Genomic DNA, 12,782 nt, shown 5'->3' with positions numbered 1-12,782 from the left:
TGTTCCTGTCGGCGTTCCCGAGCGCCGCGCTGACCGGCCAGTCGTTCGTCGTCAGCCACGGCTGGTTCATGCAGTAAGCCGGTGCGTCACGGGCGGCACGCGTGCCTTGCGGCGGCGACCGACGCACATAAAAAACGCGCTCCGTGGAGCGCGTTTTCCATTTCGGCAGGGCGGGGCCGTTGACGGCCGACGCCCGCTGGGGCCGATTTACTTCAGCACCGCAGCGACCGCGTTGGCGACGACGTCGAGGTTGCGCGTGTTCAGCGCAGCGACGCAGATCCGGCCCGTGGCGACGGCGTAGATGCCGAACTCGTCGCGCAGGCGGTCGACCTGCGCAGCGGTCAGGCCCGAATACGAGAACATGCCGCGCTGCGCATTGATGAAGCTGAAGTCGCGATCGACGCCGCTCGCCTTCAGGCGCTCGACGAGGCCGTTGCGCATCGCGCGGATGCGATCGCGCATTTCGCCGAGTTCCTGCACCCATGCAGCGTGCAGTTCCGGCGATGCGAGCACCGCAGCGACCACCGCGCCGCCGTGGGTCGGCGGGTTCGAGTAGTTCGTGCGGATCACGCGCTTCAGTTGCGACAGCACGCGCGCGGCTTCGTCCTTGCTCGACGTGATGATCGACAGCGCGCCGACGCGTTCGCCGTACAGCGAGAACGACTTCGAGAACGACGACGACACGAACGCGTTCAGGTCGGCCGCGGCGAACAGGCGCACGGCAGCTGCATCGGCCTCGATGTTTTCGCCGAAGCCCTGGTACGCGATGTCGAGGAACGGCACGAGGTTGCGCGCCTTGACGACGTCGACGACCTGCTGCCATTGCGCTTCGGTCAGGTCCACGCCGGTCGGGTTGTGGCAGCACGCGTGCAGCACGACGATCGTGCCGGCCGCATAGCCGTTCAGCGCCGACAGCATGCCTTCGAAGTTCACGCCGTTGGTGGCCGCGTCGTAGTACGGGTACGCGACGACTTCGAAACCGGCCGCTTCGAACAGCGCGCGGTGGTTTTCCCAGCTCGGATCGCTGATCGCGACCTTCGCGTTCGGGTTCACGGTGCGCAGGAAATCCGCGCCGATCTTCAGCGCGCCGGTGCCGCCCAGTGCTTGTGCCGTGACCACGCGGCCCGCCGCGATCAGCGGCGAATCGTTGCCGAGCAGCAGCTTCTGCACGGCCGCGTCGTACGCGGCGATCCCGTCGATCGGCAGGTAGCCGCGCGGCAGGCCGGCTTCGACGCGTGCCTTCTCCGCGTCGCGAACCGCGCGCAGCAGCGGAATCTTGCCGTCCTCGTTCGTGTACACGCCGACACCGAGGTTGACCTTGGTCGGACGCGTATCGGCGTTGAAAGCTTCGTTCAGGCCCAGGATCGGGTCGCGGGGAGCAAGCTGGACAGCGGAGAAGAGCGACATGATGATTCGGCAGTAGTGAAAAGAGGGTCAGGCTTTCAACCGGCGGGGCGGGCGCAGCGGACCGCGCGCGGACAGCCACGACACCGGAAAGCGCAGCAGCCTGACATTGTAGCGAATTCACGCAGGCGCGACGCGCACATTCACGATTTCGGGCGACGGCCGCGCGTCAGGAGCCGGCAGCAGTTCGACCGACCGCGAAGCGCTAGAATAGTTTTTTTGCCTACGCTGCGGCTGCACTCCATGTCAGAACATCATGCCGAAGTCGGCGACGCGCTCGACGAATCGAAATTCGTGACTTTCGAAGGGTCGCCGTTCCAGCTCTATCAACCGTATCCGCCCGCCGGCGACCAGCCGACCGCGATCGACACGCTTGTCGAAGGGGTCGAGGACGGCCTCGCGTTCCAGACGCTGCTCGGCGTGACGGGCTCGGGCAAGACCTTCACGATGGCGAACACGATTGCGCGGCTGGGCCGCCCCGCGATCGTGTTCGCGCCGAACAAGACGCTCGCCGCGCAGCTCTACGCGGAGTTCCGCGAGTTCTTTCCGCGCAACGCGGTCGAGTACTTCGTGTCGTACTACGACTACTACCAGCCTGAGGCGTACGTGCCGCAGCGCGACCTGTTCATCGAGAAGGACTCGTCGATCAACGAGCATATCGAGCAGATGCGGCTGTCGGCGACCAAGAGCCTGATGGAGCGCCGCGACGTGGTGATCGTCGCAACCGTGTCGGCGATCTACGGTATCGGCAACCCGTCCGAATACCACCAGATGATCCTGACGCTGCGCACCGGCGACAAGCTCGGCCAGCGCGAGGTGATCGCGCGGCTGATCGCGATGCAGTACACGCGCAACGAACAGGATTTCCAGCGCGGCACGTTCCGCGTGCGCGGCGACACGATCGACATCTTCCCGGCCGAACACGCGGAGATGGCCGTGCGCGTCGAGCTGTTCGACGACGAGGTCGACACGCTGCAGCTGTTCGATCCGCTGACCGGCCGCGTGCGGCAGAAGATCCCGCGCTTCACCGTCTATCCGTCGTCCCACTACGTGACGCCGCGCGACACCGTGATGCGCGCGGTCGAGACGATCAAGGAGGAACTGCGCGAGCGGCTCGAGTTCTTCCATCGCGACGGCAAGCTGGTCGAGGCGCAGCGCCTCGAGCAGCGCACGCGCTTCGATCTCGAGATGCTGCAGGAGCTCGGCTTCTGCAAGGGCATCGAGAACTATTCGCGGCATTTCTCGGGCGCGGCGCCCGGCGAGCCGCCGCCGACGCTGGTCGACTATCTGCCGCCCGATGCGCTGATGCTGCTCGACGAATCGCACGTGCTGATCGGCCAGTTGAACGGGATGTACAACGGCGACCGCGCACGCAAGGAAAACCTCGTCAACTACGGGTTCCGGCTGCCGTCGGCGCTCGACAACCGGCCGCTCAAGTTCCCCGAGTTCGAGCGCAAGATGCGCCAGGTGGTGTTCGTGTCGGCCACCCCGGCCGATTACGAGCAGCGCGTGACCGGGCAAATCGCCGAGCAGGTCGTGCGGCCGACCGGTCTCGTCGATCCGGAAATCGAAGTGCGCCCGGCGAGCTCGCAGGTCGACGACGTGCTGGCCGAGATCAACGCGCGCGTGAAGGCCGGCGAGCGCGTGCTGATCACCGTGCTGACCAAGCGGATGGCCGAGCAACTGACCGAGTTTCTTGCCGACCACGGCGTCAAGGTGCGCTACCTGCACAGCGACATCGACACGGTCGAGCGCGTCGAGATCATCCGCGACCTGCGGCTCGGCACCTTCGACGTGCTGGTCGGGATCAACCTGCTGCGCGAGGGACTCGACATTCCGGAGGTGTCGCTGGTCGCGATCCTCGACGCGGACAAGGAGGGCTTCCTGCGCGCCGAGCGCTCGCTGATCCAGACGATCGGCCGCGCGGCGCGCAACGTGAACGGCAAGGCGATTCTCTATGCCGACAACATGACCGACTCGATGAAGCGCGCGATCGGCGAGACCGAGCGGCGCCGCGCGAAGCAGATCGCGTACAACGAGCAGATGGGCATTACGCCGCGCGGTGTCGTGAAGCGCATCAAGGACATCATCGACGGCGTGTACAACGCCGACGAAGCGCGCGCGGAGCTGAAGGAGGCGCAGCAGCGCGCGAAATTCGAGGACATGTCGGAGAAGCAGCTCGCGAAGGAAATCAAGCGCCTCGAAAAGCAGATGGCCGATTACGCGAAGAACCTCGAGTTCGAGAAGGCCGCGGCGACCCGCGACCAGCTCGCGCTGCTGCGCGAACGCGTGTTCGGCGCGAATGTCGGCGATCACGTGAACGGCGGCCGGTAAATCTTTCCATGCGTCACCGAAACCAGACGGTAACAAACCTGTAAGCCTTTTCGGATCAGGGGTTTAGGCAGGTTCGGGTTTGTTCCGGAACGGGTTCGGTGCTACACTCCGCAATTATTGAGAATAGTTCGCATTAACGTTCTTGGTCGCGTTAGTGTTTCCAGCGGGCCGCCCTGCGGGGCGTTCCGCGTATCACCCGATAAAAAACAAGGAGTGTCCATGTTGGGTTCTTCGTTCATCCGCACGTCGGTTGCGGTGGCGGCGGCGCTTGCCGCAATGTCGGCCTCGGCTGCCGAGTATCCGATCGGCAAGCAGCAGATCCAGGGCGGCATGGAGATCGGCGCGGTGTACCTGCAGCCGATCACGATGGACCCGGAAGGGATGATGCGCAAGGCGTCGGATTCCGATATCCACCTCGAGGCCGACATCCATGCGGTCAAGAACAACCCGACCGGTTTCGCCGAAGGCGACTGGATGCCGTACCTGCAGGTCACGTACAAGCTGACGAAGCAGGGCGACACGAAGTGGAAGGCCGAAGGCGACCTGATGGGCATGGTCGCGAGCGACGGCCCGCACTACGGCGACAACGTGAAGCTGAACGGCCCGGGCAAGTACCACCTGACGATGACCGTCAAACCGCCGATGCAGTCGGGCCACATGGCGTTCGGCCGTCACGTCGACAAGGAAACGGGCGTGGGCCCGTGGTTCAAGCCCATCACCCTCGAATACGATTTCCCGTTCGCCGGCATCGGCAAGAAGGGCGGGTACTGATCGGCAGCATCACGGACGGCGCGCCTCGGGGTGCGCCGTCGGCGTAGAGAACCCAGAATGAAATTTCCCCAGAAAATCATCGCCGCGGCCGCCGCATTGTGGCTCGCCGGCGTAGCATACGCCGCCGATCTGCCGACCTTCAAGCTCGAGATGGCGGACGGCAAGCTGAATCCGGCGCGCATCGAGGTGCCGGCCGGCCAGCGCTTCAAGATCGAGATCAGGAACACCGGCAAGGGCGCCGCCGAATTCGAGAGCGTGCAGCTGCGCAAGGAGAAGGTGCTCGCGCCGGGCGCCGATTCGTTCGTGGTCGTCGCGCCGCTGTCGCCGGGTGAGTACAAGTTTTTCGACGATTTCCACCAGCAGGCGCAGGGCGTGATCGTCGCGAAGTAACGCGTTTTATCTGCGTGCGGGCGCGCGAGCGCGTCGCCTGCACGTCGGGAGGTATCGATGGGTCAGATCTTGTTCATCGTCTGGCGGGAGAGCGTCGAAGCGCTGCTCGTCGTCGGCATTCTCTATGCATGGCTGAAGAACGGCGACGACGATGCGCGCCGCGGCCTGCCGTTCCTGTGGACCGGCGTCGCCGTCGGCCTGCTGATGGCCGTCGGCCTCGGCGCCGCGCTCGTCGGCTTCACCGAAGTATTGTCCGGCGACGCGCAGGACTATTTCCAGACCGCGATGGTGCTGATCGCATGCGTGCTGATCGTGCAGATGGTGCTGTGGATGCGCCGGCACGGCCGCACGCTGAAGCGCGACATGGAGCAGTCGTTGCAGCAGAGCACGCGCGATTCGAACTGGTGGGGCGTCGCGGTGCTGGTTGCGCTCGCGATCGCACGCGAGGGCAGCGAGACGGTGATCTTCCTGTACGGCCTCGGGTTCGGCCAGTCGGGTCATGTCGACGGCAGCCAGATGCTCGCGGTCGTGATCGGCCTCGGTCTCGCGTTCCTGACGTTCTACCTGCTGCAGCTCGGCGGCAAGTACTTCTCGTGGCGGCACTTCTTCCGCGTCACCGAAGTGATGCTGCTGTTCCTCGGCGCGGGCCTGTTCCAGACCGGCGTCGACAAGCTGATCGACAAGGAAATCCTGCCGCTCGGCATCTCGCAGGTGTGGGATACGTCGTCGATTCTCGACGACTCCGGCACGTTCGGCTCGCTCGTTGCGACGCTGACCGGCTATCGCGCGCATCCGGCGCTCACCAACCTGATCGCATACGCGCTGTACTGGGCGGTCGTCTGGCTGCTGATGAAGCGCGCGAGCCGTCGTCCGGCCATCGCGGCGGGCCGCGCGGCATGAGCGTCGTCGCAGCAGCCAAGCCGGGCCGGCTTGCGCAGGCCGGCCAGTGGATGCAGCGCCACGGCGCGCTGATTCGTGGCATCCAGTGGGTGGTCGTGGCCGTCTATGCGTTCCTGATCATCGTGCCGGCCGTGATGCCGCTGCCGGACGATTCCGCGCACCTGTGGAGCAATCTCACGCTCGCCGCGGAGTTCGTGTTCTGGGGCATCTGGTGGCCGTTCGTGCTGCTGTCGATGGTGATGCTCGGCCGCGTGTGGTGCGGCGTGCTGTGTCCGGAGGGCGCGCTCGCCGAGTTCGCGAGCACCTTCGGCCGCGGCCGCGCGATTCCGCGCTGGATGCGGTGGGGCGGCTGGCCGTTCGTCGCGTTCGGAATCACGACGATCTACGGGCAGATGGTCAGCGTGTATCAGTACCCGCTCGCGGTGCTGCTCGTGCTCGGCGGCTCGACCGCCGCGGCGATCGTGATCGGCCTGCTGTACGGCCGCGAGAAGCGCGTGTGGTGCAAGTATCTGTGTCCGGTCAACGGCGTGTTCGGGCTGCTCGCGCGGCTCGCGCCGATGCGGTACAAGGTCGACGAGGAGGCCTGGCGCCGCTCGTACAAGAACGGCGAGCACGGGCATCGCGTGATTCCGATCAACTGCGCGCCACTCGTGCCGCTGCGCAACATGAAGGGTGCCGCCGCCTGCCATATGTGCGGCCGCTGCGCCGGGCATCGCGACGCGATCGCGCTGTCGTGGCGCTCGCCGTCCGACGAGGTCGTGAACCTCGGCGCGCAGCAGGCGAACCCGTGGGATACCGCGCTGATCCTGTACGGCCTGCTCGGCGTCGCGATCGGCGCATTCCACTGGACCGTCAGCCCGTGGTTCGTGCAGATCAAGCAATGGCTCGCGGGCTGGCTGATCGACCGCGACATCACGTGGCCGCTCGAGACCAACGCGCCGTGGTTCCTGCTCACGCATTATCCGGACCGCAACGACGTGTTCTCGTGGCTCGACGGCGGGCTGATCGTCAGCTACATCGTCGGCACCGGGCTCGTGTACGGCACGGCGCTGCTGGTGCTGCTGGCCGGCGCGACGCTGATGCTCGGTCGCTTCGATCGCGTGCGTCTGCATCATCTCGCGCAGGCGCTGATTCCGATCGCGGGGGCGGGCGTGTTCCTCGGCTTGTCCGCGACGACGCTGTCGCTGCTGCGCGCCGAGCATGTGCCGCTCGGCTGGGCGACGGACGTGCGCATCGCGATCCTGGTCGGCGCAAACGCATGGAGCGCGTGGCTCGCGTGGAAGGTGACGGCACGCTATGCGGCGTGGCCGCGCCGGCTGATGGCCTTCGTGTGGTTCGCGGCGGCGCTGGCTGTCGTCGACAGCGCGTGGTGGTTGATGTTCTGGGGTTTTTGAGCGGGATCCAACAGCGGCATGCCGGATGATGCGTCGGTCATTCAACCGGGCAAACAAAAAGCGACACGTCTTTCGGCGTGTCGCTTTTTTTCTTCATGGGTGAGAACCAAAAAAGTGGCTTGGCTTGCTGCAACGGCTGCTTGAGTGTGTTTGCACGAAGGGGTCTAGATCTCGCGTGCAAGCCGTTGCGCTGGCTACTGCCCAACACCTCTCAGGGAGGTGGTCCCCACAATACGCTGTACTACTTCGTCAGGATCAGCTTGCCGAGCCGCGTGGCGCGCAACTGATAGGTTTCTCCGTTGTGCGCGATGCTGATGTGGCTGTGGCCTTGCAGCAGCGCATCGCTGCTGACGACCCGTGTGCCTGCATCGCGGTTGCCGGCCGGTTTCGCCGGCGTCGTAACCGCTGCCGTCTTCTGACGGCTGCTGCTTGCGGTGCCGGTCGTGCGGCGCAAGGTCAGCGTGGTCGGGCGCATGGTGTCGGTCATTCGGTTGATCGGTGACTGTCGATACGATGGAATCAATTCTAAATGATAACTATTCCCATTTACAAAAACTCTTTATCGATCGAATCTGCAAGTTTGATAGTTTGATCAAATGGCGGCCTGCAGGCCGCCGCCGATGTCAGTGCAGCGGATCGGGATCCTTGCGACCCTGCGCGTATTCGCGGATCAGGCGGACCGTGTCGATATCGGACGTGCGATACGCTTCCTTGACGATCCCGTGCGTCTGCCGCGCTTCCTCGCTGTCGTCCGTGACGGTTAGCGTCGTGCGGTATTCGAATCGCAGGAACAACTCGTGATCGTCGCGTTCCTCGATCGTCATCGTCAGCGAGCCGCCGATTTCGCCATCGGCGGCATGGATGTCGTAGCGGACCTGTTGGTTCGGCGTGAACGTCACGCGGTCGCGCACGGTGGCGTGGCCGTAGTGCAGTTCGCGTTCGAGCGTCGTCGCCGTCCGTTCGTGCACGACGCAGCTGTCGAGGCCGATCACGAACAATTGCGGCTGTTCCGCGCGTAGCACGAGGCCTTCCCACAGCTGCTCGCGGGTCAGGGACGGCACGGCCGGATCGTCGGCGTTGATCTGGATCAGATGTTCGAAGTTCAAGGGGACGGGTTCCTTCTGGTGGCGCACAGCCACATGGTTCAAGAAGTCATTGTGACGCAAAATCCGCCGCTTCGCGGCACCTGCGTCCCCGCTCGCGCATCACGCGTCGATGCGACCCATGCGGCCGGTCTGGTAGTCGACGACGGCCTGCCGGATCTCATCCTCGGTATTCATCACGAACGGACCGTAGCGGACGATCGGCTCGTTCAGCGGCACGCCGCCGATCAGCAGCAGATCGAGCGCGGTGTCGCCGGCCGCGAACGTGACCGCGTCGCCGTCGTCGCCATAAACGACCATGTTGCGGGCCTCGACCGCCTGCCTGTCGGGCCCGTAGAGGCCCGTGCCGTCGAGCGGGTAGGCGAACACGCGATAGCCGGCCGGAACCGGCTGCGTGACCGTGGCGCCCGGTTCCAGCGTGAAATGCAGATAGAGGATCGGCGTGCGCGTCTCGATCGCCGCGTCGACGCCGAATGCCTCGCCCGCGATCACGCGCACGTGTGCGCGGCCGTCCGGCGAGGTCGCGCGCGGAATACGCGCCGCCGATATCTCCTGGTAGCGCGGCGCGATCAGCTTGTCGCGGCGCGGCAGGTTGACCCACAGCTGGAAGCCGTGCGAGCGGCCGCCGGCCTCGGCGAACGCCGGGTCCGGCATCTCGCTGTGCACGACGCCGGCGCCGGCCGTCATCCACTGGACGTCGCCCGGGCCGAGCGTGCCCGCATGGCCGGCCGAATCGCGATGGCGGAAGCGGCCGTCGAGCACGTAGGTGACGGTCTCGAAGCCGCGGTGCGGATGGTCGGGCGCGCCTTTGGCCTCGCCGGGCGCGTAATCGACGGGGCCCATTTCGTCGAGCAGCAGGAACGGATCGAAATCCATCAGGAGCCGGGTCGGGAACGGGCGGTGAACCACGAAGCCGCCGCCTTCGGTCGTGCGAAGCGCGGGATAGGTACGGTCAAGCGAGCGAGCGATCGTCATGCGGAAGCCCTCGATTCAGCGGAATAGCGTCATTTTTGAAACATAGGGCTATTATATTGGGCGATTTGTCGTTAAATTGGCAGCAGTTCGCAATGGATTGTTCTGAAATTGGAACGATGACATGAATATCGATGCACACAACCTGAACGACCTGATGTACTTCTCGCAGGTCGTCGAGCACGGCGGGTTCTCGGCGGCGGAGCGCGTGCTGGGCATCTCGAAGTCGCGGCTGTCTCGGCGCCTGACCGAGCTCGAGGCGTCGCTCGGCGTGCGCCTGCTGCAGCGCTCGACGCGCAAGCTCGCGCTGACCGAGGCGGGCGAGCTGTTCTACCAGCACTGCCAGGCGATGCTGGCCGAAGCGCAGGCTGCGATGAACGCGGTGCAGCAACTGCGTGCGTCGCCGCGCGGTTCGGTGCGCGTCAGCGTGCCGGTCACGCTGTCGCAGACGATGTTGTCGCGCATCCTGCCTGAATTCCTGCACCGTTATCCCGAGGTGAAGGTGCACATCCGTGTGACGAATCGCGTGATCGACCTGTTCGAGGATTCGATCGACGTGGCGCTGCGTGTGCGCTCGGAGCCGCCGCAGAACGCGAACATCGTCGTGCGGCCGCTGTGGCGCACCGAGCAGATGCTGGTCGGGGCGCCGAGCCTGCTGAACCAGAACGCGCCGCCGCTCGTGCCGGACGATCTCGCGCATTTCGAAACGCTCGATACGCCGAGCGTCGACGGGCGCCACGTGTTCAACCTGATCGCGCCGGACGGCACGCGCCACGTGCACGAGCACGACCCGCGGCTCGTGACGGCGGACCTGATGACGATACGCGAGGCCGCGCTCGACGGTCTCGGCATCGCCGCGCTGCCCGAGATGATGTACGGCAACGCGTTGCGCGCCGGGCAACTCTCGCCGGTGATGCCCGGCTGGACGCTGCCGGTGCCGCAACTGTATGCGGTGTTCGTGTCGCGGCAGGGCATGCCGCCCGCGGTGCGCGCATTCGTCGACTATCTGGTCGAGAAGCTCGATCACGGCGAATACAAGCAGCCCGGCTGTCCCGAGCGGGCGAAGAAGGACGCGACGGCCGATGCTTCGGCGACCTGAATGGGGCGTGCGCGACGCGGCAGATTTGTTTTGTCATTGAAGCGTCGCCTGCAATCGCAAGTTTCAATCGCCGGGGGCTTGAATGCGCGCGCGGGCAGGCCTATATTGAAATCCCATTTCGCGAAGGAAGTTCTGAGCGGAATCAGGTGGCCGCATATGTTGCGAGCCAGATAGGGCAGAACGCGCAAGTCCGTGCAGACCACGGCAAGTCGCATTTGCGTTGCTCGAGGCGCAACCGATACCGCCGAAGAGCCCGCCGCCCGAAGGCGCCCGCGTGCGCATGAAAAAAGGCCTTCATCTGGCGATGAAGGCCTTTTACTTTGTGTGTGCCCCGTCGATCACGGCCGGCAACGCTTTCGCGCGCGCATTACTTCGCTTTCGCGGTCGGCTCCGTCACGAAGCCGAGCTTCGTCAGGCCGCCGGCCTGCGCATCCGACATCACTTCGGCCACACGTTCGTAGGCCACCTTGCGATCCGCCCGCAGGTGCAGCTCGGGTTGCGGCTGATGCTTCGCCGCTTCCGCGATGCGCGCCTGCAACTGCTCGCGCGTGACCGTGTGGTCGTCCCACAGGATCGTGCCGTCGCCCTGGATCGCGACGTCGACGGTCTGCGGTTTTTCGTCGACCGGCTGGCTGCTGGCATGCGGCAGGTCGATCTTCACCGCATGCTGCATCGCCGGGATCGTCACGAGGAAAATGATCAGGAGTACGAGCATGACGTCGACGAGCGGCGTCATGTTGATCTCGCTCATCACGCCATCGTCGTCATCGTCGCTGAAACCGGTGTTCATCGCCATCGCTCACCCCGCTTCAGCTGGCGCGCGTCGCGAGACGCAGGCCGTTGCGGTCCGACGACGACGCGAGGCGCTCGCCCGTCACGAAATACGCGTGCAGGCCATGCGCGAAGCGGCGCAGCTTGCTGACGACGCCCTTGTTCGCGCGCGTCAGCGCGTTGTAGCCGAGCACGGCCGGGATTGCGACGAACAGGCCGAAGGCCGTCATGATCAGCGATTCGCCGACCGGGCCGGCGACCTGGTCGATCGACGTCTGGCCGCTCATGCCGATCGCGAGCAGTGCGTGGTAGATCCCCCAGACCGTGCCGAACAGGCCGACGAACGGCGCGGTACTGCCGATCGACGCGAGGATCGCGAGGCCGCTTTGCATGCGTGCGATGCCTTCGTCCATCGTGTCTTTCAGGCAGCGCGTGACCCAGTCCGATACGTCCATGCGGTCGTGCAGGTGCGGCTGCGTCTGATGGTGGTGATCGGCCGCTTCCTTGCCCGACAGCGCGAGCGCGAGGAACGGGTTGTCATTCGGCGTCGACGCGGCGAGCCCGAGCTTCTTGATGCCGTCGTCGAAGTCGTCGGAATGCCAGAACGCCTGTTCGGCGTTCTTCGTCAGGCGGTTCAGGCGAACCACGTTCCAGCCCTTCACGATGATCACGATCCACGACAGGACCGACATCACGAGCAGCGTGATCGCAATGGCGCGCGTGACGAAATCACCTTGCGCCCAGACGTGCGCGATACCGTAGCTTTGCATTTTTGTTTCCTTTGAATCTTTTCCGGATAAGGCGGGTTAATCGGTGAGCCCGAAGTTGTAGGGCTGCGTGTGGGCAACGCGGATCGCCTGGCCGTTCTCCACGTAGGGAGGGCACGTGGATGCACGCATCGCTTCGAGGGCGGCTTCGTCGAGGCGCGGATAACCGCTGCTCTTCTGCAGCGTGATGTTTTCGATCTTGCCGGTGACGCCGACGACGAAGTGGACATAGGCCGTGCCCGTCTCGCCGCGGCGACGCGACATCGACGGGTAGTCGGGCTTCACGAGCGTGCATTGCAGCGCCTGCACGTTCTTGGGCGCGCCGACCTGCATCGTCTCGCGCGCCGGGCCCGGGGCCGCGGCCGGCGCCGCGGGAGCGGGCGTCTCGGGCGCCGGCGTCGCGGCGACCGGCGCGGGCGTCGGCGACGGTTCCGGCGAAGTCGTGACGGGCTGCGGCACCGGCTTCGCGACCTTCGGCACCGGCTTCGGCTCGACCTTCGGTTTTACGTGCGGCGTGGGCTTCGGCGGCGCGGGCTGCTGGACCGATGCGACCGCAACCTGCGGGACGGGGGCCGGCGCGATGAGCTGTGCGGTGATCGACTGGACCTCGACCGCCTTCGGCGGGGGCGGCGCGCTGCGGTGGAGCCATGCGGCGGTCAGCATGATCGCGTGCGCGGCCAGCACACCGACTGCGACGGTGACGACGCGGGGGTTCATACGTGGAGCAGCCGGCAAGGCGCCGGCAGGAGCGGAATGCGATGCCTGCATGTTAGCTTGAAAGAACGACGTCGCACCCGGGGCGCGGCGGGTGAAACGGGCTCACTTGCGGAAGATCAGCAGCGAGATGCACACGGTGGTCAAAAAACCGATCAGCAAT

The 12,782-nt window shown here is 65.5% G+C and carries 13 protein-coding genes; 6 read left to right on the top strand and 7 right to left on the bottom strand.

The genetic code is table 11. The annotated features are described in order from the left end of the window. Positions 1–207: 207 nt before the first annotated feature. Positions 208–1,407: an amino acid aminotransferase gene (locus BST28156_RS17680; protein WP_174902917.1), complete on the bottom strand. Its 1,200-nt coding sequence runs from the start codon at positions 1,405–1,407 to the stop codon at positions 208–210. 240 nt (positions 1,408–1,647) lie between these two features. Here BST28156_RS17680 and uvrB point away from each other — a divergent pair, with 240 nt between their 5' ends. The 5 genes from uvrB to BST28156_RS17655 all read left to right on the top strand — a co-directional run bounded on the left by uvrB (position 1,648) and on the right by BST28156_RS17655 (position 7,193). Beyond that, complete coding sequence (gene uvrB / locus BST28156_RS17675; protein WP_174902916.1) at positions 1,648–3,738, top strand: excinuclease ABC subunit UvrB; 2,091 nt, start codon at positions 1,648–1,650, stop codon at positions 3,736–3,738. A gap of 219 nt (positions 3,739–3,957) precedes the next feature. Next, positions 3,958–4,509 carry an iron transporter gene (locus tag BST28156_RS17670; RefSeq protein WP_060246544.1) on the top strand — a complete coding sequence of 184 codons (552 nt, stop codon included), beginning with the start codon at positions 3,958–3,960 and terminating at the stop codon, positions 4,507–4,509. Positions 4,510–4,566: 57 nt separating this feature from the next. Next, the gene (locus tag BST28156_RS17665; protein ID WP_060246542.1) at positions 4,567–4,899 is read left to right on the top strand and encodes a cupredoxin domain-containing protein; all 333 of its coding nucleotides are present in this window, start codon (positions 4,567–4,569) and stop codon (positions 4,897–4,899) included. A 57-nt stretch (positions 4,900–4,956) separates the two neighbouring features. Further along, the gene (locus BST28156_RS17660; protein ID WP_174902915.1) at positions 4,957–5,799 is read left to right on the top strand and encodes an FTR1 family iron permease; all 843 of its coding nucleotides are present in this window, start codon (positions 4,957–4,959) and stop codon (positions 5,797–5,799) included. Continuing rightward, a complete protein-coding gene (locus BST28156_RS17655; RefSeq protein WP_174902914.1) occupies positions 5,796–7,193 on the top strand; it encodes a 4Fe-4S binding protein in 1,398 nt (465 codons plus the stop codon). Before BST28156_RS17660 ends, BST28156_RS17655 begins: the two co-directional genes overlap by 4 nt. A gap of 241 nt (positions 7,194–7,434) precedes the next feature. Here BST28156_RS17655 and hemP read toward each other — a convergent pair whose 3' ends face one another. The 3 genes from hemP to BST28156_RS17640 all read right to left on the bottom strand — a co-directional run bounded on the left by hemP (position 7,435) and on the right by BST28156_RS17640 (position 9,271). After that, a complete protein-coding gene (hemP, locus tag BST28156_RS17650) occupies positions 7,435–7,680 on the bottom strand; it encodes a hemin uptake protein HemP (RefSeq protein WP_009695529.1) in 246 nt (81 codons plus the stop codon). A gap of 136 nt (positions 7,681–7,816) precedes the next feature. Next, complete coding sequence (locus BST28156_RS17645) at positions 7,817–8,299, bottom strand: SRPBCC family protein (RefSeq protein ID WP_060246536.1); 483 nt, start codon at positions 8,297–8,299, stop codon at positions 7,817–7,819. 99 nt (positions 8,300–8,398) lie between these two features. Then, positions 8,399–9,271, bottom strand: a complete 873-nt coding sequence (locus BST28156_RS17640; protein ID WP_174902913.1) for a pirin family protein — start codon at positions 9,269–9,271, stop codon at positions 8,399–8,401. 121 nt (positions 9,272–9,392) lie between these two features. On the opposite strand from BST28156_RS17640, the gene BST28156_RS17635 reads away from it, so the two are divergent. After that, the gene (locus BST28156_RS17635) at positions 9,393–10,367 is read left to right on the top strand and encodes a LysR family transcriptional regulator (RefSeq protein WP_174902912.1); all 975 of its coding nucleotides are present in this window, start codon (positions 9,393–9,395) and stop codon (positions 10,365–10,367) included. Between the two features lie 367 nt (positions 10,368–10,734). Here the strand turns inward: BST28156_RS17635 and BST28156_RS17630 are convergent, their stop codons facing one another. From BST28156_RS17630 to BST28156_RS17620, 3 genes are read right to left on the bottom strand one after another with little or no spacing between them, the layout of a single operon-like run. Further along, positions 10,735–11,163, bottom strand: a complete 429-nt coding sequence (locus tag BST28156_RS17630) for an ExbD/TolR family protein (protein WP_174902911.1) — start codon at positions 11,161–11,163, stop codon at positions 10,735–10,737. Positions 11,164–11,176: 13 nt separating this feature from the next. Further along, positions 11,177–11,908, bottom strand: a complete 732-nt coding sequence (locus BST28156_RS17625) for a MotA/TolQ/ExbB proton channel family protein (RefSeq protein ID WP_060246531.1) — start codon at positions 11,906–11,908, stop codon at positions 11,177–11,179. Positions 11,909–11,944: 36 nt separating this feature from the next. Then, complete coding sequence (locus tag BST28156_RS17620) at positions 11,945–12,673, bottom strand: energy transducer TonB (RefSeq protein ID WP_174902910.1); 729 nt, start codon at positions 12,671–12,673, stop codon at positions 11,945–11,947. Between the last annotated feature and the right edge of the window lie 109 nt (positions 12,674–12,782).

This window comes from Burkholderia pseudomultivorans, assembly GCF_902499075.1.
GTDB classification, from domain to species: Bacteria; Pseudomonadota; Gammaproteobacteria; order Burkholderiales; family Burkholderiaceae; genus Burkholderia; species Burkholderia pseudomultivorans.
Note: the sequence above shows the minus strand (reverse complement) of the source record. Positions and strands in the feature narration are given on the sequence as shown.

Excerpts from the sequence above, each read along its gene's own strand:
- BST28156_RS17665 (WP_060246542.1), top strand. The coding sequence starts at position 4,567 with ATGAAATTTCCCCAGAAAATCATCGCCGCGGCCGCCGCATTGTGGCTC.
- BST28156_RS17630 (WP_174902911.1), bottom strand. The coding sequence starts at position 11,163 with ATGGCGATGAACACCGGTTTCAGCGACGATGACGACGATGGCGTGATG.
- BST28156_RS17635 (WP_174902912.1), top strand. The coding sequence starts at position 9,393 with ATGAATATCGATGCACACAACCTGAACGACCTGATGTACTTCTCGCAG.
- BST28156_RS17620 (WP_174902910.1), bottom strand. The coding sequence starts at position 12,673 with ATGCAGGCATCGCATTCCGCTCCTGCCGGCGCCTTGCCGGCTGCTCCA.
- BST28156_RS17655 (WP_174902914.1), top strand. The coding sequence starts at position 5,796 with ATGAGCGTCGTCGCAGCAGCCAAGCCGGGCCGGCTTGCGCAGGCCGGC.
- BST28156_RS17680 (WP_174902917.1), bottom strand. The coding sequence starts at position 1,407 with ATGTCGCTCTTCTCCGCTGTCCAGCTTGCTCCCCGCGACCCGATCCTG.
- BST28156_RS17640 (WP_174902913.1), bottom strand. The coding sequence starts at position 9,271 with ATGACGATCGCTCGCTCGCTTGACCGTACCTATCCCGCGCTTCGCACG.
- BST28156_RS17660 (WP_174902915.1), top strand. The coding sequence starts at position 4,957 with ATGGGTCAGATCTTGTTCATCGTCTGGCGGGAGAGCGTCGAAGCGCTG.
- BST28156_RS17625 (WP_060246531.1), bottom strand. The coding sequence starts at position 11,908 with ATGCAAAGCTACGGTATCGCGCACGTCTGGGCGCAAGGTGATTTCGTC.
- hemP (WP_009695529.1), bottom strand. The coding sequence starts at position 7,680 with ATGACCGACACCATGCGCCCGACCACGCTGACCTTGCGCCGCACGACC.
- BST28156_RS17670 (WP_060246544.1), top strand. The coding sequence starts at position 3,958 with ATGTTGGGTTCTTCGTTCATCCGCACGTCGGTTGCGGTGGCGGCGGCG.
- uvrB (WP_174902916.1), top strand. The coding sequence starts at position 1,648 with ATGTCAGAACATCATGCCGAAGTCGGCGACGCGCTCGACGAATCGAAA.